The sequence below is a fragment of the Enterococcus sp. XAF26B05_ASV22 genome, from assembly GCF_056727285.1.
On the sequence record NZ_CM161538.1, the window covers coordinates 3,004,783 to 3,030,212 of the forward strand.

A 25,430-nucleotide genomic window follows, 5' to 3' on the forward strand; every position below is an offset into this window, starting at 1 on the left:
TAATCGATGGTTGATCTTTCGTTTTTTTCATATACTGATGTTAAATAATTATAAAAGGAGATTTTTATGTTAAAAAAAATATTTGTTTCTGTTATAAGTTTAGTTGTTTTATCGGTAGGAGGAGTTTTTGCCTACAATAATTTTAAACATAAACCCGTATATGGGATTGTTCTCATAGACAAGGATGGAACAAAAATAAATGATTCAATCCATGCACAAAAAAAAGATATTGAGAAATCAGTCGTTGTTGAAGGAAAATGGATCGACAACTCCAAAACTCTTGCTTTAAATACAACTGATGCACAAAAATTAATTGCGTTTAATGCGTTCAAAAAAGTAACAGGTTCAAAAGAAAATTACAAATTCGAACCAATAAGAACGATTGCTCCGAACGAAACAGCGTTATATTCAAAAGAACATAACGCTTTGGTTACTGACGAAGCAAACAAAGCATTTCCAACGACTATTAATGAGTATGTTGTTTTAGGTGAGTCCTCTGCAACTGTCAATAATTTGTTAATTCTCCCAGAAAATCAATACAATGAATTTACTGGTTCTCCCATTTATTTAGGCGTTTTAAAAGTCAAAACAGATGCATCTAAAGCTCTAATCAATTATACTAAAATCGAACAGACGCAAATATATAATGAGAGTGGGGCCTAAACGTCACCATTTGCTCCTACTCCCACCGTTTATTCGCATTTAGGGTGTGAAACAAAAGTGCTTTTTACTTTTTTCCCACACCCTTCCTATTTATTTGGTGAAGGAGAGTTAACTATCATGCCATTCGTTATTGTATTTTGTGTTTTTGTTATTATTGGTAGCCTAATCTTACTAAAAGAACGTCGTAGTTTTTTTGGTGGGATGATTTTCGCGTTTGGGGGCTTGTTTCTTACGTTGACTTTATTGATGATGGGATTGTTAAAGGTAAGCGAAATTTCCGCAAACAGCTCTACCCTGGTTCTTATTATTGTTTATGCGTTAGTTCCACTACTATTTTTGGGTATGTGTGTCTTTTTTATTTTTAATACACATACGATGCAGACAAAGGAAGGCCGCAGTGTCACCGCTAAACTTTCCGCATTATTGGGGATCAATCTACTTATTACAGTTCCTGCTTTTTTCTATTTATGGTCAGTTGGATCTAGCAAAATCCCTGCGTTATTCTTTTCATTTTTGATTTTTGTCTTGTTAAGTGATTTACTTTTTTCTTTTCTATTTACTTGCTATTTATTTTATTCTTGGATGTACCAAATGATCCCTATCAAAAAAAAAGTTGATTATATCATTACTTTAGGTTCAGGTATCACAAGTGAATATGTTCCTCCATTACTAAAAAGCCGATTAGATAAAGCCATTGAGTACTATCATAAAAATCCAAAAGCTAAAATTATCGTTAGCGGCGGACAAGGAGCGGACGAGCCTGTCTCAGAAGCCTTTGCGATGAAAAAATACTTATTGTCACAGAACATACCAGAAACTCAAATTTTAGTGGAAGATCAATCAACGACAACTTTTGAAAATATGTTCTTTTCAAAAAAAATTATTTTTGAAGATTGGATGGTTGAAAAGCGAGAGCCAACTATTTTATTCTCAACAAATAATTATCATGTGTTACGCGGTGCTTTATATGCAAGAAAGGCGCATTTAAAAGCCGAAGGGGTTGGTGCCCCAACTGCAATGTATTTCCTCCCGACTGCACTTATTCGTGAATACATTGCCTTGTTAACGCAATATAAATGGTTTACACTGTCTATGATTTTAATCTGTTTGGCATCCTTAGTTTTTAGATAGTCAATTGCCTATCTAAAAACTAAAGATATCCGAAAAGAGTAGCGACCCTATTGAAAGGTCGCTATTTTTTCACCTTCTATAATGTTTTTTTCATACAAATACATAAATCATCCTCAACAAACTCGCCATAATTTGAAACGATTCGGTAGCCATGTCTTTCATAAAAACGAATAGCCCCTAGCATTTCTTTGCCTGTTTCCAACACTGCTTGTTGGTAGCCCTTTTCTAGCATATCCCTTTCCAATGCCTGGATGATTTTTCCAGCTGCTCCATTTTCACGATACGTTTGTTTTACATACATTCTTTTGATTTCTGGTGTTTGCTTATCTAACAGCTTCCAGCAGCCACACCCAACTGCTTTCCCATCATCATATGCGACAACTGCATAAGACATCTCCGCTAAATTATGATGGTTTTGGTAGCGTTGAGCCACCTCTTTTCCCCATTCTTCATCGAAGAAGTCATTCAGCTCCTGAATCAAACTTAATAAATCAGGATTTGTTGTCTTTACTTGTTCTATTTTGAGTGTCATTTGGTTCCTCCATTTTTTTATTTTTTTCCCGCATTAGACCTTGCTTCAATTATACCTATTCCTATAGCAAATAAAAAACCAGAAAGATCAGATAAATGAGTACCATCTTATCTGACCTTTCCTTCTCTAGTTTTATTGAAGTCGTTCTGGCATCATGGCTTCTAAAAATCCCCAAACACCATTACTAATTCGTAACTCATCTCGATCATAGTGAGACAGTTCTGTTCTGATTAGATGATCTTGATCATCTAGTACTTTTTGAGCCCAATGAGGATCGATCAAAATTGCTCGTCCCACGGCAGCCAAGTCTGCAGTTGCTAAAACCTCTTTTGCATCTGCACCATTCCGAATATCGCCTACACCAATCAGTGGAAGACGATCGTTAATCGTTTCTTTTATATAGGCTATGATTGGTTTTTCTTGATATGCCTCACTAACTGAATGATTTCTATAATTACCGATTGATAAATGCACGTAATCTAAGGGTTTATTGGCTAATTGATCGACTAAGAACAATGTATCCTGTAAACGAATACCTGGTTCTTCGTATTCTTCAGGTGAAAATCGATAGCCCACGATAAAGTCTTTCACATCTGATCGATCGACAACTTCTGTTACGCCATCAACCAAATCATTGATAAACTTGAAGCGTTTTTCGAGTGTCCCACCCCACTCATCCGTCCGACGGTTAGAATGTGGAGAGAAGAATTGTTGAATCAAATACGTATTCGCTCCGTGAATTTCTACACCATCAAACCCTGCTTTTATCGCTCTTTCTGTTGCTTGTTTAAAACTTTCTATTATTTCAAGAATTTCTGTTTCTGTTAACTCTCTCGGTGTTTGTGCATCAGGTCTTTCAGCTGCAACCGCACTTGGTGCAACAGGTTGACTACCATGTAATATGTTAGAATCTGTCATTCTTCCAGCATGGAAAATTTGCAAAATGGCTTTCGTCTGGTTCTTTTTAATCGCTGCCGCCAATTTAGCTAGCCCTGGAATAAAGCGATCCTCATAGACACCTAATTCTCCGTCCCAGCCTTTACCATTTTCATGAACATTTGCTGCTGCTGTGATAAATGCTCCTACTTCTCCTGAACGCAAGCCATAATATTCAATTTCATCATTTGTTACAACGCCATCAAAAAAAGACATCTTAGTGGTCATTGGTGCCACAACAAGTCGATTTTTTAAGTGTAATCCTCTTTTAAATGTGAATCCTGTATCTACGTTATTCATTCAAATTCCTCCCGACCATAAACATGCATGCGCATGCAACTAAATACATAATAAAGAATAAAAGACTAAAAAGCAACTCTTTAGTCTTTTAAATAAAATACTTTTTTAAAATAGCCTCTACTTCTTGCTCAACAGATATTACTAGATTTTCCCCTTCATTGGTTAACTCTACATAGACACCACGTTTATCATCTGCACAATTTTTTCTTGCAATAACCGCAGGAGTTCTGTCTTCCAACCTGTTGATTAAACGGGACAGTGCACTTTGGCTCAGACATAAATAATTTCCTAAATCATTTAACCTCATATGACGGCCATTTTGTTTAAGTTGATATAAAGCATAATACTCACTTGTTGTAAGTTGATTATTTTTCTTCAACATGTCTTCTAATTTTTTTTCAACAATGGACTGCTTCTTTGTATAATCCAACCATTGTGATATAAGAGGTGTTTCCATTTGATCATTCCTCGCAGATTATTCTCTTAAACTAGTTACATTTTGCTTTCTTTTGGTGGAAAAGTCAACGTTTTAAGAAACTTACTAATTAAGAAAAAGCCATGAACCTCAAGGGCATGACTTTTCCTAGTTCCTTATTTTACTTTAACCTGCGTTTAAAATCCACATAAAGCCTACAAACACAAAGAATAATCCATACATGATTGGTGATACTTCTTTCCCACGTTTTGCAGCAATCATTGTAATTGGATAGAAAATAAACCCTAGCGCAATTCCATCAGAAATACTGTAAGTCAATGGCATTCCTAAAAGAATCAAGAAAGAAGGAATTGCAATCTCCATTTCTTTCCATTTGATTTGACTAAGTGATTGAGCCATTAAAACACCCACAACAATTAGCGCTGGCGCTGTTACTTGAGAAGTCACGACTGAAAGCAACGGCGAGAAAAATAGTCCCACGATGAAGAACAGACCTGTTGTTACAGCAGTCAGCCCAGAACGTCCACCGACTGCAATTCCTGCAGAAGATTCTACATATGCTCCAACAGGAGAAGTTCCTAAGAGAGAACCAGCTAACATCGCTGTTGAATCAGCCGCTAACGCTTTTCCAACCCGAGGCATTTTATTGTCTTTCATAAAACCGGCTTGATTCGCTAAACCAACTAAGGTACCCGCCGTATCAAAAAATGTCACTAATAAAAATGTTAAAACCACGACCCATAATTGGAGCGAATTTATGTCCCCCACATGCTTTAAAGCAACTAAAAACGTTGGTTTAAGACTAGGCGCACCTGAAATAATTTTAGTAGGCACTTCAATCAAACCTGTTACTAAACCCAAAATAGTCGTTGCTGTCATTCCGATAAAAATCCCCCCTGGAACGCGACGGACCATCATAATTGCTGTAATCGCTAAACCAAAAATAGTCAACCACGTCGTTCCAACATTCAATGGACCTAACGCAACTAAAGTCGATTCATTTGAAACTATGATGCCACCTTCACTCAATCCAAGAAACGCAATAAATAACCCAATCCCACCAGAGATAGCATATTTTAGATCTGCTGGTATTGCATCAATGATCAACTCACGTAATTTAAATATAGTGATCAAAATGAAAATCAATGATGCTACAAAAACACCTGCCAAAGCGGTTTCCCAAGGAACACCCATCCCCACACAAACGGAATAAGCAAAAAAAGCATTGATCCCAAGCGCTGGCGCCGTTGCAATTGGGTACTTCGCAAAGATTCCCATCAAAATACACCCTAATGCACTTGCTAAAGCAGTCGCAGTAAAGACGGCTCCTTCATCCATCCCAGAAGCACCTAGCACAGTTGGATTAACGAATAGAATATACGCCATCGAAATAAATGTCGTAAACCCAGCTAAAAATTCTCGTTTGACCGTCGTATTTAACTTGTCGATCTCAAAATAGGAAATAATTTTTTCTTTCACCTGATATCCTCCTAAAAATCTGAATATTAAATAATTCATAAATATGCACTGCATTACTTAAACAACGTGTTCAATCATATAATAAACAGCTAGATAAGTAAATACAAAGACTAAAATCTTGCCTTAATCCATACTATTCTAATATACGTAAAAAATAAGGCTAAGGCATAACTCTACGAGTCATATCTCAACCTCAAGAAATCCGAATAAACGGTGGGAGCAGAAGCAAGCCTTTCGGAAATAACCTGAAACAACGAAATAATTATGACAAATCCTCTCCATCTAAACCCTGATTCAACAGACGAGCAACCACGTATACCACGAAGATAGCAATCACAGAACCGACAGCGACATCACTTAGAAAATGCGCTCCGATCCGTACCCTAGACCAAGCCACAAGACAACCAAATAGACTTGTCAAAAGTACAATATTCCAACGTTTCTTCTTATTAGAAGGAGCAACGAACAAAGGTAGATATAAGGCTAACCAAGCTTGCTCTGAATGTCCTGATGGAAATGACTTATGGCCATTTCCGCCATTAATACTCCACCAATTCGTAAAATTATTCAAATTACTTTGCAGTTCGTACGGTCGAAATCGGCCCCAAAGATTTTTCATTGCGTCCACTATCGTGTTAGCCGTATATACAGCAACGATTGCTCCTAGGCCAACCAAGAGCAATCGATTTAACTCCTGTTGATTTTTTCCTTTTAGCCATCGTTTACAGAGCTGACACCCTGCCACAAAGAGAACGAATGAAAGAATCACGAGTACTGGAAAGAACCAATTTGGATAACTCATTGATCCACCGCCATCATTGTTAGCTGCCCCAATCGGTTGATTCGCTTGGTGATTATTCAGTGAATTAACGGTATAAAAAAGCATAATTTTAACCATTTGCCAAATTTGGTAGAAACCAGCAATAATAGCAATAACATAGATACTCCCTTTATCGAAGGCTGGTAAATCACTCTTTTTTGCATAATAGATAAAAATTTGAGTTGCCATAAACAGAATGATACCTGGAAAAATCAATCCATAATTTTGGAAAAAAGTCCCAAACAACGATCCTTGATTCATTATTCCTTGACTGATTTGCTTATCACCTATCCCACCTATCAACAACAAAATCCCTAAACTTACAAGTGTAACAAGTTCTCTTTTTTCTTTTATAAAGTTCATTTATGAACCTCCTCTCTAACCTAAATTGTAAAAGAGATTTGTTGCGTTCTAGTATGATCTTCGTATAGATTTCGTTAAGATTGAGTAAAGTTTTAGATGAAAATTAGTGCTAAAATAAAAAAATCACCGCTACATTCATTGTTTTATGGCAAATACTTTTATCCTATATTTATATAGATCACAACAACTAAAAAAACTGGGGATGGGAGCAGAAGCAACTCCTTGGGAAATAAACACTTCTGTTCCAACCTCAGTTTTTAACTTTTTTTTAATTTACAAGCTTTAATTTTGCACATCTTGTTCCAACAAAGACAAGAAAAATAATAATGAAAGCTCCCATCGTTGCATCACTAAAGAAATGACAACCTAACAATACTCTGCTGATTGCAGTAATAGCACCCCAAGTCACACCAAAAATCAATAATCTCTTACGTAATTTCGTATTTTTTTTGCTAGCATATAAAGGGAAAAATATAGCAAACATACTTTCGCAAGAATGCCCTGAAGGAAATGACTTGTGTCCAGTCGGACCATTCATTTTGTACCATGGTGTAAAATTATCTTGAACACCGTTTAGCTCATACGGACGAACACGACCCCATAAAATTTTGATTTCTTCTACACACATTAGATAAACAAACGCCACTGCAATCCCTAAAATAGCCACACGCATCAATCGATCAAATTCTTCCGCTGATTTATGACTTAACCATTTTTGAACAATTAGTGTTGCTATAGCAAAAACAACGAAACAAATAATGATATTGATTCCTGTTGAAAGTGTGGGATTGATTCCTCCATCATTATTCGCTTGACCGATTGGACGATTGTGTTCTAAATTTTGAATTGAAGATAATGTATATTGGATAGCAAATTTTAAATAATACCATATTCCATAGAGAGAAAGAGCCGTTCCTGCCACACCAATCAATAATTTTGCAATTGTAGGTTGACTCGATCGAACCGCATACTGCATGATAATTTCCCCACTCATCATGATCACGACACCTACAGGAAAACAAGCATAATTTTGTAAAAACGTTGCAATATATGAATTTTGACTCATCACTGCATTTGAGATAGCTAAGTCGCCAAAGCTACCAATCCCTAGTAAAACCACAAATATGGCGATAACAATTGCAATTCTTCTACTATCTGACACTTTTTCCAACATCTTTAATTCCTCCTAATTATAAAAGTGTAATGGGCTTATTTAGCTTCGACTGAAAAATAGCTATATCTAATTGAGGGGCTCTTTCCAATTAAATGTTAGCGTTTCCTAAAAACTCGTCAATCTTTAGCAATCTAGGCGTATGAATCAAAACTCACTACTAACTTTTAGTATTGATTATTATTAACTTATTCACAAATCATAGTTTACCACTCATCAACATAAATTACCATACAAATTGTAAATAATTTAGTCCAATTTTTATGTGTGAGATTTTCTTTGGTAATCAAAAAGGAATCACAGAGCTCCTCCCTCCATGACTCCCAGTATTTGATCTTTGTAATTCGTATTCTATTCATCACTTTTATTCTAAAGGTAGCTAAATAGAATCAAGTGAATGGCCAAGGTTTTCCAATTTAATTCTTTGTGTTACATTTCCTTTTTTTGATTTGATTTCGTGTAAAGATGATGATTGGCAAGTAATTAAACAGAAAACTCACTCTCTGACAAAGGCCAATCTGATTCAATACAGGCAACTGATTGATTGTAGGAATTCGTGCCAAACCATATATACTTGCAAAAACAATACTAACTAAAAACAACATCAAATAAACACCACTTTCCCTTTTTTCCTCTCTTTTTTGATACAGTAAATATAAAAAAAGTGGAAAAAGAAGGAAGCCAATATACCCTAAACCAGAGCCAATATTATGGATCCAAGTAGATAAATTCCAATTTGCTTGCTCAGTATCAATGCTGAATAAGCCAGTAAAAATACAATCTCCAACTCCGTAAAAACCGATTGCTAACGCCAGCAAACTGGCTAATTCTCGCGAGGTGCTCTTAAATGTTTGGTACACTGATGGAATTGCCAAAACGAATAATAATCCAGACACTACAGACCAAATCAAAAATTCTTGTCTGACGGGGCTGTCAACATCACCAAACACACTAATTACCATAGTCTTTTGGTTCATATTTGGGTAAAAAATCCCCAGAATGTAAGGCGTTAAAAAATCGCTTATTGCACCGAATAATAAAAAGTAATTGCCATATTTTTTTAACCCGTTCATCGTGATCCTCCTAGTTTATTTTTCTATCTGTTTAGTCATTCTAATTATACGCAATTGTGAGGTAATTTAATAAAATTTATTCTTTAGTTCGAAAAAAATGGTTTTTTTTGCCTTTCATTTTTAGCCCTCTATTAGCGAACGTTTTCACAAATGGTATATATGAACACAAAAAATAGGCAGCCACTTATTAAATCAACCATCTATTAGGAGGAAACTACTATGTTAACTAGTGATATTCTAGCACTGCGTATCCAAATGCGTGAAATGCTGAAAAGCGTGATACTTTTATGGAGAAAGGAACTGTATCGTTTTATATGATGTATTTAAAAACCCAATGATTCACCGTGGTAAACTTCAACTATCGTTTAGCGCCTGATTTCAATATCCTGCTCCTTTTGAAGATACCAATTTATTAGAGATGAGACTAAAACGATTACGAGTCTGAGTCCTGTAGTATTGAAGGATGGATAATCGTCAATATAACCTAAAAAAGCCCCAATAAAAGGACAAGTATTACCTCATCTTATTATTAGGGCTTCTTTTTTCTGAAATCACTCATAGTTATTTAAGCCTTTATCTCAGCGCTTATCAGATTTAGTTAAGAAATTTTTATTCAGTCCATGATTGAATTGCCCATTCAGATGCATACTCTTCACCAGCAGTTAAATCATATTGGAGCAAGCGATAATCTTGCAATAGTTCTTTTTGTTTCTTTGTTAATTTATCTTCTGTTATTGACTCATTTTTATTAGTAACAAAGATTTTTTGTCCATTATAATTATTCGATATACTAGCTGAAGGATCCGTTGTGGATGCTAAAATATCATTTGTAACTCTTGTCATTAATGCATAAAATGGCGTTATTTTAACATTTGCTTGTTGTAATGCTAACGCCGGAAAATTGTACGGGGAAACAATTTTTTTATTTACCTTTTTACTTCGTTCTCGACTATAGCGATTACTATAAATAAAATAATCTGTCTCGTGCTGAACTAAGCCATACTTGCTCATATTATTACCACTATAAATCGAAGGTAGATGGTCACCATAAAAGACAAAGGTGATCGGTTTCTCAATCTTATCCAACTCTTTTATAAACTCTTTCACTGCTTCATCAGTATAATGAATACCTTGCATAAAAGTGCTTAGTTCTTGTTGTCGATTTTTCACCACAGCTGTGCCGCTAAACGAATAATTATTTTCATGGTAGAAATTTTCTTTATATGGCATATGATTTTGCATCGTAGATAATTGGATAAATTGAGTTTTATCAAAATTATCATTGATTTTTTCCAAGGTCTCTTTATACGCTGACGCATCAGAAATATAAATGTGATCATCTATTTTGTCTTCATACGTCAGTTTATCCGGACCATCTACGTAATAAAATTTATCAAAGCCAAACTTATTGAAGACATTTTTCCGATTGTAAAGACTCGCAGCATATGGATGGATAGCGATACTCTCATCAAATAGATTCGTTATATTAGGAGAAATCAGCTGTTTTTCCACCAATTGAGTATATGGCGTTGGTAAGGTTGGAGAAAGATTACTAATGTCCAAACTTGTTAATGAACTCCATTCCATATTGGCTGTTCCACCGCCGTATCCATTTGACAACATCCAGCCGCTCGTATTTTTCTTCATTGTTTGACGAATATACGGTATCGGATCATTCTCTATCGTCAGATTAGGCACTCGCTTTGGATCACTAAAACTTTCACTTAGGTTGAAGATAAATGTTTCATTCTCAGCCCATTCTAACCGGTTACTATTAATCTCATTCGCTTCTTTATCGTACTTTTCCATAATATTTTGGATTGCTGTTTCCGAATACCCTGCTGGCTTATCCATAATCGTAATATCGATATTATTCAAAAACTGAACGATAGGTCCATTGATTTGAGCACCTAATTTCTGATTATAAAAATAACGATTCACTCTAAAAAAGTTAAACATTAAATAAGATGGTGAATTTTTATGGTTGACGAAAAATAGACTTGAAAAAAAGACGAGTATAACTATCATCACAGTGATTCTTTTTTTCCCATTTGGTTTTAAATCGTATAACTGTCGTGCTCTTCGTTCTAATAAATAACTGGACACAGCTAATACGAAGACAACAATCACCCCGATAAGAATCACAAATGGATTGACCATATCAAGAATTTCTTTGATCCCAGTCAACATTTTTAGATCTGCTGGTAACACAGGCTCTTCACGTAATGACATCTTCAGATAATTGGAAATAGTAATCAATAAATCAATCATCAATGTCAGGACAAACGAGTGCCAAAATTTATTCGTAAGAACAAATAACAACAGGAAAAACATCATGATTATCAAAACATTCAACACGATAGGGGCTTGTCTCTTCAGTAAAATAAAAGCATATGAATTAACAGTATCTGCTACACTTACATTTATTCTAGATTCAGAAATCAAAAACATCTGGACGATCGTAAAACCATAAAAGAATGCAGCGGTTAAAACCAGTCGGCGTTTTTGAGAGAGCCATTTAGACACTGCTAATACCTTATTCTTCACTTCATCAACTGATTCAACCCTCACTAATTTTTCCAACCATTTAAACACGGGTGTTTTTTGAAACAAGAAATTAATGATTGTACACAAAACGGCTGCACCTAGCCATAGGACTGACGAGAGGATGATTGCTTTAAACCATAGAGCACCTGATTTTTCATAAGGTTTTCTATAAAATGTTCCGATGAAATAGGTGGCTACAGGCGAATTAATTGCGACTTGTGTACTTATTAACGTCGTTGCAATTATTGAAACGGGTACATTTAGTTTAAGTCTTTTCCTACTTTGCAAAGTAGCAAATAAACTTAGGGTATAGTACATCCCTAGAACGGAAAACGGCACACAAAAACGAAGCGCTGTTGATGCATCTCCGCGCATAAATATGGAAATCTTGGTCATAGCAAAAATGGAACTGATCAACAAGACTCCACTAAACAATAAATGCAGAATAGGCAAGCGTACTTTTTGAACTAAGTTTAACCTTTTTAAGGCATATCCTACAAAAAGCAAATAAAAGATCCATACAACATTTTTCCCACCTTGAGCAGACCAAATGTCTTTACTAAACAAGGTTGGTAACAATACAAACATTGATGAAGTGAGCAGCAACCCACTTTTTATTTGCTGATCAGAATTGTCATCCCACCAACGAACGATCTTCGGTAAACATAACAAAGCCAATACACAAGAAACCGCATAACTATAATGGTTTTGGCTGATAGGAAAGAAAATCGACCAATAGTCTTTCACGTTCAACGACTTTTTAGTAACATAGAAAAAAATATTTACTAATAAAGACGTAGCAACGTACATCAAATAATAACTACTAATGTTTTTTAAAACTTTCTTGTCCTTCATTTTACTCGAATTGAATCCTAGATAGATCGGAAAAATATTTACTCCGACCATCACAATTGTATTTATCGTCTGATAAATATAAAACCGACTTGCATAACTACCATACTCTGGAACAACCGTTGCAGATTGCAACACCCTTTGAATCACCATGAACAGACAGGCTACAATTATTGGAATATAATTTAGCCTTAATGACTTTTCTTTCACTACAAAATCTCCCTTTACTAATTAAATCTAACTCCTAATTTATTTCGTACATTCGCTAGTATAGCATAAAAATACACAAGTAAATCACAAATATCCGCATTTTCTTGAGAAAATCGGATTTTCAAGATTTTCTCAGTTCGTTTTTCACAAGAAAATGGTCGATTTATCGTTCAACTAAAAAGTATTAGGCGCCCAGGTAAAACTTGCGCGCCCAATACTTTTTGTTATAATTACCAGACTTTTCTTCACTGCTTTTTGTTCATAAAATAGTGAAAATATTTTTTATCGCTGTACTTACTTCCCACATGTCATTTTAATCTGGTGCTAACGACAACTTTAAACACAGAATACTATCTCTCTAAGTATTTGCGTTAACAATCAAGCATTGCTTTACTTAATAATAAACCTCATCTAAAAACAAGCCTTGTGCTGGGACCGTCATTCCAGCTTCACTCCTGATTTTACTTTCAAATACTTCATCAATAATCTCTAATTTCATTGTGCCAGATCCGATTTCTAAGATCGTGCCCATAAGAATTCTAACCATTTTATGCAAGAAACCATTCCCAACAAAGGTAAAATGAATCAGATTCCCTTCTTTTTGGATTGATAATTCATCGATTGTCCGAGTCGTAGATTTTTTCGTCTTTTTAAGAGAAGAAAAACCAATAAAATCATGGGTCCCAGTTAACTTACGACAGGCTTCATTCATTAATTCAAAATTAAGTTCTTCAGAATAATGGAAACTATAATTACGTTCAAAGGCAGAAGGAATTGTATTGTTCCAAATATAGTAACTATATTGTTTACCTTTGGCATTATATCGAGCATGAAATCTTTCGGGGACTTCTTCTGCTTTTTTTACAACAATGTCTTGTGGCAAATAACGATTTAGAAAGTCAATCATCTCAGACAGCACCATTTTACTATCTGTTTTAAAATTCGCAATTTGCCCTCTTGCATGCGTTCCAGCATCCGTTCGACCAGAACCAATGATTTCAATTCTTGTCCGCGTCATTTGTGTTAAGATATTTTCGATTTTCCCTTGAATTGTTTTATCCGAATCACCTAGTCTTTGCCAGCCCTGATACCTAGTCCCATCATATTCGATCGTTAATTTAATATTTCTCATCGTATTCGTTTACTCCTCTTAAAATGCAATTTTTCTTTCGTCCTACTGGTATTCCTTTCTATTATAACAGATTCAGTAGCATCACTTTGTTTTAACAATAAATCACCTTGACATTCCATTTGTGTTCCTCTATATTAAACATAGACATCTATCTATATTCAGGAGGAATCGATATGGATTACGAAAAAATTTCTTTAATACTCAAAGCTATGGCTGATCGTAAACGAATGAAAATCATCGATTTGCTATCTTATAGTAGTATGTGCGCTTGTGACGTATTGAAGCATTTTGACTTTACCCAGCCAACACTTTCTCATCATATGAAAGTGTTAGAAAGTGCTGGGATTGTTTCTGTAAGCAAGCAAAGCCAATGGCATCACTATAGTTTAAGAGAAGACTTTGTAAAAGAGTTTATGGGCTCTATGGTGCAATTACTTTCTGACAGCAGTTCAGAGTGTCTTTGCCAAAATACAAAAGAGTTAGAAGGAGACATTGATTAAATGACGTATGCACTAGAAATAAACGACCTAAAAAAAATCTACGGTAGTGGTGTCGAGGCCCTCAAAGGTATCGACTTAACTGTAGAAGAAGGCGATTTTTACGCACTTTTAGGACCAAATGGCGCTGGGAAATCAACTACAATCGGTATTATCACCTCGCTTGTCAACAAAACATCTGGGAAGGTAAAGGTTTTTGGTTATGATCTAGATAATGATTTAGTTCTTGCCAAACAACAGATTGGGCTCGTTCCACAAGAGTTTAACTTTAATCCATTTGAAACAGTCGAACAAATCGTGATCAACCAAGCGGGCTACTACGGCGTCTCGAAAAAAGATGCACTGAAACGTAGCGAAAAATATCTGAAGCAATCAGATTTATGGGAAAAACGAAACGTCCGTGCCAGAATGCTTTCAGGTGGTATGAAACGTAGATTAATGATTGCACGCGCTTTGATGCATGAACCTCGCTTACTTATTTTAGATGAGCCTACAGCAGGAGTCGATATTGAATTAAGACGGGAAATGTGGGATTTTCTAAGAGAGTTAAACGAAAATGGTACTACAATCATTCTAACAACCCACTACCTTGAAGAAGCTGAAATGCTTTGTCGAAATATCGGAATCATCCAATCTGGTCAGTTGATTGAAAATACTAGTATGAGAACACTACTAGCCAAATTACAATTTGAAACCTTTATCTTTGATCTGGCTCCTTTTGATAAGGAACCTGAAATCATAGGGTACAAAAGTATCTTTGAAGATGAGCAAACCCTTGAGGTAGAAGTCGAACGTAATCAAGGATTGAACGGATTGTTTGAACAGCTGACTACACAAGGGATACAGGTACTTTCCATGCGTAATAAATCCAACCGTTTAGAGGAGCTATTCCTTAAAATCACGGACGAAAAACACCCGATGGATGCCAGTTATTAAGCTAAGGGAATAGTTACGCTAGGAGAATCAGATTGGTTTTTCTTTTTGAAAAATCACTACATTGATACGAATAAGGAGAATAAAAATGTTTAAGTTATATTTCACGGCTCTCAGAAGTCTTGCAGTAAAAGAAACCAATCGCTATCTGCGAATTTGGGTACAAACGTTGGTACCACCAGTAATCACTACATCACTTTATTTCGTTATTTTCGGAAACCTGATTGGCGGACGGATTGGCGAGATGGGCGGATTTTCTTATATGGAATTCATCGTCCCTGGACTCATCATGATGTCTGTCATCACAAGCTCTTATGCCAATGTCTCTTCCTCATTTTTCTCACAAAAGTTTCAGAAAAATATTGAAGAACTACTAGTTGCTCCAGTTCCAACGCACATTATTATTTGGGGATTTGTCTTCGGGGGACTTGGCAGAAGTATTCTAGTCGGTACACTCGTCACAATGATCTCTCTATTCTTTGTCCCCCTTCACGTTTATTCTTGGTCTATTGTGATTATTACCCTTCTGATGACCGCTATTTTATTTTCATTGGCAGGTCTCTTAAATGGTATTTTCGCACAATCTTTTGATGACGTATCGATTGTGCCAACTTTTGTTTTACAGCCTTTAACCTATCTTGGTGGGGTATTTTATGCAATCTCAATGTTGCCGCCGATCTGGCAGGCTATTTCAAAAATCAATCCAATCGTGTATATGATTTCAGGTTTTAGATACGGTTTTCTTGGAACGATCGATGTACCAATCCTATTTTCTCTGATTATCTTGATTCTTTTCATATCAGTGCTTTATGCCGTTTGTTGGTATTTGATTGATCGAGGGCGTGGTTTGAGAAGTTAACGATGCTATCTATGAGTATTTTTGAATTTTATTGAAATATAATGAAGCACGTCTCTAAAAAAAAGAGAGACGTGCTTTATTTTACATTCCTTATTTGGAAATAATTGTCATTTCTTTACCTAGATCAGAATCTGCTTTATCCGTAATCAAAATGACTTCATTTAATTCAAAAGATTTCACCGCAGATGTTTTATGAAACTTAGAACTATCACACAGTAGAAATGCTTTTTTCGCATGATCAATTACAGTCTTCTTCTTGATTGCTTCTACTAAATTAGGTGTTGTTACTCCAAATTTCAAATCGATACCATTTGCGCCTAGAAAGGCCTTATCAAAAACATATTTTTGGATATTTGCTTCAGCTAACGGCCCACTTAATGAAGAAATTTTAGGATCGTAGGTTCCACCTAAAATCGTGACTTCCGCTTCAAACTCTCCTGTCAATCTAAGTACATCCGTATTGGTCGTAATGATCCGAATCTTTTTTTTAAGTAATTCTCTTAGAAGCGTTGTACAGGTTGAGCCTGAATCTAAATAAACCGTTTCTCCAGCAGCTACTTCACGAGCAGCTAGTTCAGCTATATAGCGTTTTTCTTTCATTTGTAAACTAGCTTTCGTTGCCATCGGTAACTCTGACACACTTGAAGAAATCTTGACAGCACCTCCTGATAAAGTCTGTACTTTGTTTAGTCCTTCTAGTTCTTTTAAATCACGTCTAAGAGTTGAAATTGATACTTCAGGTATTAACTTTTGTAATTCCTCAATTCTGATCAACTCTCTACTCTCTAGTATTTCAATAATTTTTTCTTGTCGAATGTATGGAATCATAAGAAACTCCTTTCATTTTTTTCATTACTATTGCTTGCAAGAAGATTACCCATTCTTAAAATACCATAAATCTGGATAAATAGTAACGAAATCAATGCATTTGAAAGAAGTAATTTTTAGATGTTACGATAACAGTTCGTCTTTCTCTGTAAACATATAGGCTAACACGGCTGACGTAACTAGTGAAATAGCTAATCCAATCATAGCCTGAATAAAGTTTGACGCATTATCTGTCACAAAAGCTGGAAAGGTTGTTACACTCCCAAACACAAAGGCATTAGTTACAACTTTCATCAGTCCTAAATAAGCACCACCCACGGCACCACCAATAATTTGAGCTAAAAATAATTTTTTGTTTTTTACTAATAAACCAAAGAGTGTTGGTTCAATAATTGCTGAAAGTGCAATCGTTACGAGACCTGTTACGGCAAAACTACGCAATTTTTTGTTTCTCGCTTTAAAATATACGCCAATCGTTGTACCAATAACGGCAAAGTTACAAGCAAAGGTAAACGGTACAATATAGTCAAAACCATATGTTGAAACATTATTGATCATGATTGGATTAACAGCCCAGTGAATCCCTAAACTAACAAGCACACTCCAACCACCACCAATCAAAATACCTGTCAAAATGCTACTTCGTTCAATCAACCAATTCACCACTTGAGCCACTGCTTCACCACTATAAACACCAATCGGACCAATCACGATAATAGTTAATGGAATCATTACCGCCAAGGAAATCAACGGTACAACCACTAATTTTAGCGTCTCTGGAACTTTTTTATCTAAAAACTTATATAGATAAGAAAACGCCCAAATGGAAAGAATGATCGGCACAACCGTTGAATTGTAATTCATCAAAACCACGGGGATTTTCAAGAAGCTTGTTGTTGCACCGTTACCAGTATCTCCCATCAATGCAATAAAGTCTGGATTTAATAATGCTGCACCAATCAGAGCAGATAAATAAGGGCTGGCACCAAATCTTCTAGCTGAAGTAAACGCTAACAAAACTGGCAAAAAATAAAAGACACTCATCGACGCTACATTTAAGATACTGTACGTTCCGCTATTTTCCGATAAAATCCCCGTTTGGACAGCTAAAATCAATAAGCCTCGTAAAATTCCTGAACCAGCCAATGCAGGTAATAGTGGAGCAAAAATTGCCGAAATAGCTGAAAAAATGGCACTTATCAGATTACCAGAACTCTCTCCACTAGTATTCGCTTGAACGTTGCTATCTTCACCTGTGACGAGTGCTTCAAATTCATCATATAATTTGGGAACTTCTGTCCCAATCAAGATTTGGTATTGTCCTGCTTTATTGACAACATTGACAACACCGTCGATTTCTTTCACAGCTTCGTCATTTGCCTTTGAAGGATCTTTCAACGTTAATCTCAAGCGTGTAGCACAATGGGTCATATTCGCTAAATTATCTGGACCGCCAATATTTTCTAATATTTCTTTTGCTGCTAATTTGAAATCCATTTTTATTCACTCCCCGGTTGTTTTTATTCTTAGAATCACGTATTAGAAATCTTAAGCTAAGATTTCTAATACTAAATCACTTACTTTAACAGCACTATTTTGTTTAATGATATCTGCAATGTATTCCATCCCTAGTCGGTCAATAATGGCATCAATTTTTTTGATCATGTTGATATTTCTTTCACATTCTTCTACAGGGTCTTCAATAATTGGGAATGTATCAAAATAGAAAGCGTAATCATAATTGTGTAACTTCGTATAGTAGATAAATTCGATCGTCTTAATCAAGCTACTTGTACCAATCATTAAGCCATCATCGTTTAGCCCATAACCATCATTTAAATGAACCCCAAATAATTTTTTACGACTCCCTAAAATACTGGCACCATAAGCTGGATTTTCATGCTTCATCAACATGTGACAATAGTCTAGCGTAATTCCTAGGTTATCACGACCAACTTCGTAGATCATCGATAAAGCAACGCCAAAACTATCTAAGAAGGCATAAGCTCTTGGTTGGAAGGGCTTATATTCAATACTGATTTTAAGGTCTGGGGCATAATCTGTGATTTGGATCATACACTCTTTGATTTGATTCCAAACTTTTTCATAGTCAATTTGGAATGAATAATCAAACCCATCAAATCCTAACCAGATTGTGACTACTTCTCCCCCCACTTCACGACAATAGTCACAAGCTTCTTTACATAACTGAATGGCATTGTCCGAAATGGTCTGATCCGTATTTCCCAATTCACCGTTGATAAACTCACTTCTGAAGCGTAATGCGACGCCATTTGCTTGTAAATTATTTTTCTGTAAAAGCTCTTTCATCTTTCCAGCCTTACTATTTTCTACATGTTCTGGATAATTAAAATCAACGTGGGTTAACCCTAAACGGCCAAACTCTTGTAACACTTCTTCTACATCATTATTGAACTTCGGTAAAAATGAGTTGATTCTTGTTGCTAACTTCATTTTTATTCCTCCTTTTTTCTTCTACTCCCCCATAATAGCATCTCTTTTTTTCAATTACAACCATTTATTTTCACTTTATTCCACATTTTATCAATTATATTCAAAATTTAGAGAAAATCTGTCTCTTTTTATTTTTCCATTTGCTGCATCATCTCGACTCGTTTGCCATGCCTTCCACCCTCAAACGTAGCTTCTAACCATTCTTTTACAATCATTTTAGCCAGCTCACTGCCGACCACTCGTGAACCAAATGCTACTACGTTCGTATTGTTATGCTCTTTTGAAAGCTTAGCTGAATATGGTTCACTACAAACAACTGCACGAATGCCCTTTACTTTATTCGCAGCAATCGAAATTCCAACACCTGTGCCACAGATTAAAATTCCAGCATCCACATTTCCGGAAGCAACTTCTTCCGCCACTTTTTTTCCATACAGTGGATAATCCGTCCTCTCTGATGAGTATGCGCCGAAATCTTGCACCTCGTGTCCTAATTCTTTTAAATAGTCTACGATGATTGGTTTTAGTTCAAACCCTACGTGGTCATTCCCAATTGCTAGTTTCATAAAATTCTTCCTCCTATTTTGATTCCTAGACCTTGAAATTTTAGGCTCTCAATTTCGACAATGTTTCGCTATAGGTTCCAGTTTTGCCAAATAACGCTGAGGTTCCTAACACAAAACCCGCTACACCAACTTTACTTAATCGTTCAATTTTTTCTGGTGAAATTGCGCCGTCTACCATCACTTCAAAATCATATTCTTTTGATAAAGCGACTAACTTTTCTATTTTTGGATCTGTATATGCTAAATACTTTTGGCCAGCAAACCCTGGATTAACCGTCATCACCATCACATACTCTACTAACGGTAATAGCCCTTGAATCATTTCAACCGATGTTCCTGGGTTAATCGCAATCCCAGCTTTTTTTCCCTTTTGATGAATCGTTTCAAGTGTTCGCGCCACTTGTTGGTCTGCTTCTGGATGAATATAAATAATATCTGCGCCAAGATCTGCAAACATTTCAACATACTTGCTTGGCTCTTGAATCATCAAATGGACATCTACAGGTTTATCCGTAACGGAACGAACTAATTCAAAATCTTGCAACCCCATTCCAAAATTGGGGACAAAACTGCCATCCATAAAATCCATATGAAAAATATCGATGCCTGCTTGATCAAGTTCTTGGGTCTCATTTTTGAGATTAGAAAAATTGGCGCACATCATAGACGAGCATAATAATTTGGTCATCGTGTTCCCTCCTGATTTGAGATAACGATTACCCAATCGCCAAAAAAATATTGAGTAATCGTTTACCTATTTTCATGGTTAATATATCACCAATATTTTGACCTGTCAACTAAAATTTCCAGTGAAAATTTGTATTCAATGTCTTTTTATGAGAAAATGTGGGTAAATATGTAAGAAAAAAAGAGAACGATTACGCAAGAGGATACCATTTATGACAAACTATTCGATTAAAGATATTGCTGAAATAGCAGGTGTTTCTGTCGCCACTGTTTCAAGAGTTATCAACGATAATGGACGATTTTCTGAAGAAACTAGAAAAAAGGTTCTAAAAGTTATTGAAGAAACAGGATACAAAATGAATTACAGCGCTAAAAATTTGCGTATGAATAAATCATTTACGATTGGTATATTGGTGCCGGACATCAGTAACTATTTCTTTTCCGATGTTGTTCAGCGTTTAGAAGAGATTTTATTTGCTAAGGGGTACTCCACCATTATTTGTAATACATCCAGAAGTTCAGAAAAAGAGCTTGCTTATTTGCGGATTTTAGAGGGCAAAGGTGTAGATGGGCTAATTGTTATTTCTGGTGCAGAGGCGTTTGAATTTGCTTCTTCTAATGCTGAAAAAAAGATTCCTTATATTTGTATCGATCGAGAGCCGAAAAAGAAAGAAGATACTATTTTTATTTCGTCCAATCATTATCAAGGTGCATTTGAAAGTACAGAAGAACTGATCCACGAAGGCTGTCAACACCCTGTTATCGCGATGCACAATCAAAAATCGACAAGTGCGAAAGAACGCTTGAAAGGGTTTAAAGATGCTTTGAAGAAAAACAGTATTCCATTCGATCAAAAACAGCATCTGCTTGCTGTTGATATTGAACAGTCTGATTTTGAAGAGAATTTGCTTGCTTTTCTCAAGAAGAATCCAAGTACAGATGGGATTTTTTCTATCAATGATCTCATTGCTTTAGAGTTGATGCGAAGTTTGAAGAAGAATCAGATTGCTGTCCCACACAAAATTAAATTGATTGGCTTTGATGACACTGCTTTTGGAAAATACACGACGCCGTCCCTTTCATCGGTCAAGCAAAATACGGATTTAATAGCCAATTATGCCGTAGAATCATTATTAGAGTTGATTAATAAAAAAGGGGAATTAGGCAGACAAATCATCGTCCCGGTTTCATTGGTTTTAAGAGAATCTAGTATATCTTAATTAAAACGGTTCTTTCCAAAGTATATTTGGTGTCTATTTAATTTCACAATTACTGGATTGCTTATTTGACGTGACTTTAGTAAGAGAAAAACTCAAAAAAGAATGTCACTCTTGAGCCAAAATTGAATTGGACTTATCAATTACTGTAACATCTTGTAGTTGGAAGCTAGTTTTTTTCTTCCGTTCTATGGTATAAAAATAACTTTACGAGCTTCCCTCATAAGGCTTCATTACTTACTTTCGGTTATACAACCTTCTGCTTTCATAGACAAATATTTTCCACCACTGCCAATTATCAGATGGTCTTGTAAATTGATTTGAAGTAATCGATAGGCTTTTTCTAACTTCGTAGTAAATTCGATATCCGCTAATGAAGCGGTCACACTACCTGAAGGATGATTGTGCCCGACACAAATAGACATACTATTTGACAACAGCGCCATCTTTAAGATATCTCTAGGAAAAGCTAATGACTGATTGATGGTTCCTATATGAACAACTTGAATAGCTATTGGTTCATTTTTTACGTTTAAACCAGCGACCACCAAATGTTCTCGGTCTTTTGTTTCAATAAACAGGGCGAATAACTCATAGACAGCTTGAGGGCGAATACAGGTTCTAGCGGCGTAAAAAGTGGAGGCTTCTTTTACCAGTTCAAGACTGACGATAGCTACACGTTTTCTCGGTTGGTTTGTTTTCATATTTTTCTCCTTACTGATTGTTTGATTTAGTTCTTAGTAAAATAATCATCAATAGTCCTCTGGCAGTAACATGGTTTGGTGGCTCCCATCATCGATCACCCATATTTTTTTAATTTGGAAATCAGCTATTTTTTCCTTTATGGTGTAGGTATGATAATCAATGAAAAATGGTTGTTCTTATCGATGAATCACTTCAATTGCTTGGCGTTGGTTATCTGGATTGAACTCAAAGATTTGTAAGTAATCTAATTCTGTTTCAGCTTCACTTCTTTTTTTGTCGATTAATTGCCAGCAATAGAGTTGTATTTCTTTTGGTACTTGTTCATTCACTCCCTTCGTGATGTAACGATTTTCTTTGTTATCAAACATTTTATTCCCTCCTTAAAACACCAAAATAGACCAACCACCCTTTAAGATGATTGATCTTCATGAATATAATATATAATTATTTTTGGGCTGAATACACTAAAGGGATAGCTGAATTGGAAGCAGATAACCTAAACAAGAGTAATAGAACTAACGAAAAGAAAAGTTTGTTTATCGAATGTTAAACATCTTATTTGTATGGTAAAATTAATCTGAACAGGAAGTAAGATTAATGAGGGAACGAATGGTCAATATTGCTTCAGACGTTGGGGCTGCTACTAGAGCAACCACAGGAATTAACGCTGTATCCGTGAATAAAGGAACTCGCGTTTCTCTAGGTAAAAGTAACATGAATAGTATGAAAAAAGGAACAGAAGTGACGAATCAATTACTATTTGATTTATCGCAGTTAATTGATTGTGTGAAAGAACAGAGTCAAAAATTTCCAAAGATAGCTGAAATTATGGCAATTGAAGATAGTAAGATCAAGTTTTAAGGGGTTTACCATGGATAAGAATGAACAAGAACGAGCAACATATAATCGTTTAATCATCGAGAAGGAAAACAGCGTTGATAACTTAAAAAATGACCAACGAAAAATAGAAGATAGTTTGCAACAGTTGCAAGATGATTTTACAGAGAGGGTATCGCACACTCAGCATGTTAAACGATGAAGATTTTCGTGAAAATCCAGAAAGCCTTCAATTACAAAGAAAAAACGAAGAACAAGAACACTTATTTAAACGTCAATTAAACGAAGCTGTGGAAGAACTCTCTGAAAGCTATACAAAACAAAGAAAAGTTCTCGATGATGAAACCGAAGAGCTCTATAGAAAAAGAGGTGAAATTCCTTGGGATTAATTTATTCTAGCTCGGACTCAGCACAATTAATCAGTGCATTAAAAAAGAATCTCCAAAGTGGGAAAGAGGCTTCTCAACAACTAAAAGCAGGCAGTCAAAAAGTGGTTGCTGCAGTAGATGGCAAAACGCTCTCTGGTGCTGCTTATACCGCAGGAAAAGGTCTCTTTAGTGACTTAGTTTTACCGACTATTAGTAAAGTAACATCCGCGATGGATCGTATTGAGCAAGAGCTACAAACATATACGAACGCTGATCAGAACATATCAAGTGAAGGAACGCTAGACGAAGATAAGCTGAATCAACAAATTGCGACAAAAAAAGCAATGAAAGCGTCTGTTGACGCTTCTGCAGCAGTTGCTAGAGCGTTGTCGAGAAATAATCCTGTTGCGAAAATCTTGGATGCCTTGTTAGATGTTCAAAACAATTTGAATCGGATGTCGAATACGTTTGAAGAGGATATCCGAGAATTACAGAAAAAGTTAGAAAAACTACATCAGTTCTCTTCGCAAACGAATAGTCTTTTTGCCACTAGCTTAAATGATATGAAGATTGCCATGCAAGGTGTCATGATACTAAATAATACAGTTGTTAATCGTGACGGGACGTATCAATTACCTACAGGTGTAGATAGTAGCTGGTTTAATCAATTGAAAGAAAAGGATCTCGATGAGGATAGACAACCAGATGTAGGCGATCGAGAATACAGATTAATTGATTTAGGGTATGGTAAAATGTGGATGTGGGTGAAAAAAGGAAAGACTTCCGCTACAGCCGCAGATATTGATGTAACTCTTGCCTATAATAAATGGCTTAGCCGAATGATTGATAAATATGGCTTAAGTTTCATTCAAGGCGATCGTCAAAAAGGTGTGGATGAATTATTCTATGAGCAAAATGCGACCCTGATAAAAGAATTAGCTACGGGGATCGATAGTGTGACAGGAAAGAAACTAACTCAAGCGGAAATGCTTGGAAAAGCTTCCTTGTTAGCGAATAGCATGATTACGATCGGTGTGATGGTCAAAGGTGTAATTAATGTAGGGAAAACGCAAAATGTTAAACCTAGAAATACTAATAAGAAAGCCAGTGGGGCTAAGTGTTTTGTTTCTGGAACGCTTATTTTAACAGAACATGGGCACAAACCAATTGAATCTATTCAAATAGGTGAAAAAGTTTTGGCAAACCATGAAAATTCTCATGTTCAGACTTATGAAAAAGTTGTTCAAATATTTGTTAGTGAAACTAGCAAACTTGTTAGAATTACGATTGACAATGAAATGATTGAAACAACGGAAGAGCATCCGTTTTATTTGCCAAGTAAGGGCTGGATAAAGGCTAAAGAATTAACCTATAATGATGATTTGATTGATCGTTTTGGAAACACTTTGTCAATCACTGGCATTCACATTATAAGCTTAAATAAACCTGTTAAGGTATATAATTTTGAAGTAGAGAATGCCCATACTTATTTTGTTTCTAATTTGAGTATATTAGTTCATAACATATGTGATGATGCTCTAAATAAATGGCATAAGGGGACTTTTGCTGATTCGGAAGCCTCTTTGACAAAGCATTTCGAGAAGCATGGAGCTGAAGTTAAAGCTAGCTCTCTTGAGCAATATTTGAATAAAGCGGAAGATTTTAGTCGTAAACTAAAAGGCGCAAGAACAAAAAAAATAGATTATCCTACACCTAATGTAGTAAGATATTACAAAAATGGAAAATACATTGATATTCATAAGCCGACAGGAAAAATAATATCATTTGGAAAACAATAAAAGGAGAATAAAGT

At 35.7% G+C, this 25,430-nt stretch carries 26 protein-coding genes; 10 read left to right on the forward strand and 16 right to left on the reverse strand.

What is annotated here, in order from left to right:
- Positions 1-66 precede the first annotated feature (66 nt).
- Entirely contained in the window at positions 67-663 is a 597-nt protein-coding gene (locus AC1PU0_RS14865) for a lipoprotein BA_5634 family protein (protein WP_206849269.1), read from the forward strand.
- Between the two features lie 117 nt (positions 664-780).
- Complete coding sequence (locus AC1PU0_RS14870) at positions 781-1,794, forward strand: YdcF family protein (protein WP_206849267.1); 1,014 nt, start codon at positions 781-783, stop codon at positions 1,792-1,794.
- 76 nt (positions 1,795-1,870) lie between these two features.
- On the opposite strand, the gene AC1PU0_RS14875 is transcribed toward AC1PU0_RS14870, so the two are convergent.
- The 9 genes from AC1PU0_RS14875 to truA form a co-directional block, all read right to left on the reverse strand.
- Positions 1,871-2,326 (reverse strand): GNAT family N-acetyltransferase, encoded by a 456-nt coding sequence (locus AC1PU0_RS14875; protein WP_206849265.1) that lies wholly within the window; start codon positions 2,324-2,326, stop codon positions 1,871-1,873.
- A gap of 132 nt (positions 2,327-2,458) precedes the next feature.
- Positions 2,459-3,562 (reverse strand): NADH-dependent flavin oxidoreductase, encoded by a 1,104-nt coding sequence (locus AC1PU0_RS14880; protein WP_206849263.1) that lies wholly within the window; start codon positions 3,560-3,562, stop codon positions 2,459-2,461.
- 88 nt (positions 3,563-3,650) lie between these two features.
- Positions 3,651-4,019: a MarR family winged helix-turn-helix transcriptional regulator gene (locus AC1PU0_RS14885; RefSeq protein WP_069655043.1), complete on the reverse strand. Its 369-nt coding sequence runs from the start codon at positions 4,017-4,019 to the stop codon at positions 3,651-3,653.
- Between the two features lie 144 nt (positions 4,020-4,163).
- Positions 4,164-5,477, reverse strand: a complete 1,314-nt coding sequence (locus tag AC1PU0_RS14890) for an NCS2 family permease (RefSeq protein WP_069655042.1) — start codon at positions 5,475-5,477, stop codon at positions 4,164-4,166.
- Between the two features lie 262 nt (positions 5,478-5,739).
- A complete protein-coding gene (locus AC1PU0_RS14895; RefSeq protein WP_206849262.1) occupies positions 5,740-6,660 on the reverse strand; it encodes a phosphatase PAP2 family protein in 921 nt (306 codons plus the stop codon).
- 268 nt (positions 6,661-6,928) lie between these two features.
- Positions 6,929-7,834, reverse strand: coding sequence for a phosphatase PAP2 family protein (locus AC1PU0_RS14900; RefSeq protein WP_111247562.1), 906 nt, complete (start codon positions 7,832-7,834; stop codon positions 6,929-6,931).
- Positions 7,835-8,247: 413 nt separating this feature from the next.
- Positions 8,248-8,904, reverse strand: coding sequence for a DUF998 domain-containing protein (locus tag AC1PU0_RS14905; protein ID WP_206849261.1), 657 nt, complete (start codon positions 8,902-8,904; stop codon positions 8,248-8,250).
- A 609-nt stretch (positions 8,905-9,513) separates the two neighbouring features.
- Positions 9,514-12,513, reverse strand: a complete 3,000-nt coding sequence (locus tag AC1PU0_RS14910) for a sulfatase-like hydrolase/transferase (protein WP_111247564.1) — start codon at positions 12,511-12,513, stop codon at positions 9,514-9,516.
- Between the two features lie 394 nt (positions 12,514-12,907).
- Positions 12,908-13,645, reverse strand: a complete 738-nt coding sequence (truA, locus tag AC1PU0_RS14915; RefSeq protein WP_111247565.1) for a tRNA pseudouridine(38-40) synthase TruA — start codon at positions 13,643-13,645, stop codon at positions 12,908-12,910.
- 173 nt (positions 13,646-13,818) lie between these two features.
- Here truA and AC1PU0_RS14920 point away from each other — a divergent pair, with 173 nt between their 5' ends.
- The 3 genes from AC1PU0_RS14920 (at position 13,819) to AC1PU0_RS14930 (ending at position 15,934) form a co-directional block, all read left to right on the forward strand.
- Positions 13,819-14,145, forward strand: coding sequence for an ArsR/SmtB family transcription factor (locus AC1PU0_RS14920; protein ID WP_111247566.1), 327 nt, complete (start codon positions 13,819-13,821; stop codon positions 14,143-14,145).
- Positions 14,146-15,078 (forward strand): ABC transporter ATP-binding protein, encoded by a 933-nt coding sequence (locus AC1PU0_RS14925; RefSeq protein WP_069655036.1) that lies wholly within the window; start codon positions 14,146-14,148, stop codon positions 15,076-15,078. It abuts the gene before it with no gap.
- Positions 15,079-15,163: 85 nt separating this feature from the next.
- Positions 15,164-15,934, forward strand: coding sequence for an ABC transporter permease (locus tag AC1PU0_RS14930; protein ID WP_206836718.1), 771 nt, complete (start codon positions 15,164-15,166; stop codon positions 15,932-15,934).
- Positions 15,935-16,024: 90 nt separating this feature from the next.
- On the opposite strand, the gene AC1PU0_RS14935 is transcribed toward AC1PU0_RS14930, so the two are convergent.
- From AC1PU0_RS14935 to AC1PU0_RS14955, 5 genes are all read right to left on the reverse strand, one after another.
- Positions 16,025-16,762, reverse strand: a complete 738-nt coding sequence (locus AC1PU0_RS14935) for a DeoR/GlpR family DNA-binding transcription regulator (RefSeq protein WP_069655034.1) — start codon at positions 16,760-16,762, stop codon at positions 16,025-16,027.
- Positions 16,763-16,885: 123 nt separating this feature from the next.
- The gene (locus tag AC1PU0_RS14940) at positions 16,886-18,259 is read right to left on the reverse strand and encodes a PTS transporter subunit EIIC (protein ID WP_206849260.1); all 1,374 of its coding nucleotides are present in this window, start codon (positions 18,257-18,259) and stop codon (positions 16,886-16,888) included.
- Between the two features lie 51 nt (positions 18,260-18,310).
- The gene (locus AC1PU0_RS14945) at positions 18,311-19,237 is read right to left on the reverse strand and encodes a sugar phosphate isomerase/epimerase family protein (protein WP_206849259.1); all 927 of its coding nucleotides are present in this window, start codon (positions 19,235-19,237) and stop codon (positions 18,311-18,313) included.
- 128 nt (positions 19,238-19,365) lie between these two features.
- Entirely contained in the window at positions 19,366-19,803 is a 438-nt protein-coding gene (gene rpiB / locus AC1PU0_RS14950; RefSeq protein WP_069655031.1) for a ribose 5-phosphate isomerase B, read from the reverse strand.
- Between the two features lie 40 nt (positions 19,804-19,843).
- A complete protein-coding gene (locus AC1PU0_RS14955; protein ID WP_206849258.1) occupies positions 19,844-20,491 on the reverse strand; it encodes a ribulose-phosphate 3-epimerase in 648 nt (215 codons plus the stop codon).
- Positions 20,492-20,702: 211 nt separating this feature from the next.
- On the opposite strand from AC1PU0_RS14955, the gene AC1PU0_RS14960 reads away from it, so the two are divergent.
- Entirely contained in the window at positions 20,703-21,710 is a 1,008-nt protein-coding gene (locus tag AC1PU0_RS14960; RefSeq protein WP_206849257.1) for a LacI family DNA-binding transcriptional regulator, read from the forward strand.
- A 230-nt stretch (positions 21,711-21,940) separates the two neighbouring features.
- On the opposite strand, the gene AC1PU0_RS14965 is transcribed toward AC1PU0_RS14960, so the two are convergent.
- Positions 21,941-22,411 (reverse strand): JAB domain-containing protein, encoded by a 471-nt coding sequence (locus tag AC1PU0_RS14965; RefSeq protein ID WP_479998510.1) that lies wholly within the window; start codon positions 22,409-22,411, stop codon positions 21,941-21,943.
- Positions 22,412-22,588: 177 nt separating this feature from the next.
- Positions 22,589-22,780: a DUF960 family protein gene (locus AC1PU0_RS14970; RefSeq protein WP_479998511.1), complete on the reverse strand. Its 192-nt coding sequence runs from the start codon at positions 22,778-22,780 to the stop codon at positions 22,589-22,591.
- 229 nt (positions 22,781-23,009) lie between these two features.
- Here AC1PU0_RS14970 and AC1PU0_RS14975 point away from each other — a divergent pair, with 229 nt between their 5' ends.
- Genes AC1PU0_RS14975 through AC1PU0_RS14990 form a run of 4 tightly spaced genes read left to right on the forward strand, consistent with a single transcriptional unit; the run spans position 23,010 to position 25,416 of the window.
- Positions 23,010-23,273: a hypothetical protein gene (locus tag AC1PU0_RS14975; protein ID WP_479998512.1), complete on the forward strand. Its 264-nt coding sequence runs from the start codon at positions 23,010-23,012 to the stop codon at positions 23,271-23,273.
- Positions 23,274-23,283: 10 nt separating this feature from the next.
- Positions 23,284-23,451, forward strand: a complete 168-nt coding sequence (locus tag AC1PU0_RS14980; RefSeq protein WP_479998513.1) for a hypothetical protein — start codon at positions 23,284-23,286, stop codon at positions 23,449-23,451.
- Positions 23,438-23,638: a hypothetical protein gene (locus tag AC1PU0_RS14985; RefSeq protein ID WP_479998514.1), complete on the forward strand. Its 201-nt coding sequence runs from the start codon at positions 23,438-23,440 to the stop codon at positions 23,636-23,638. The genes AC1PU0_RS14980 and AC1PU0_RS14985 overlap by 14 nt, the downstream gene beginning before the upstream one ends.
- Complete coding sequence (locus AC1PU0_RS14990) at positions 23,629-25,416, forward strand: polymorphic toxin-type HINT domain-containing protein (RefSeq protein WP_479998515.1); 1,788 nt, start codon at positions 23,629-23,631, stop codon at positions 25,414-25,416. Before AC1PU0_RS14985 ends, AC1PU0_RS14990 begins: the two co-directional genes overlap by 10 nt.
- Positions 25,417-25,430 lie beyond the last annotated feature (14 nt).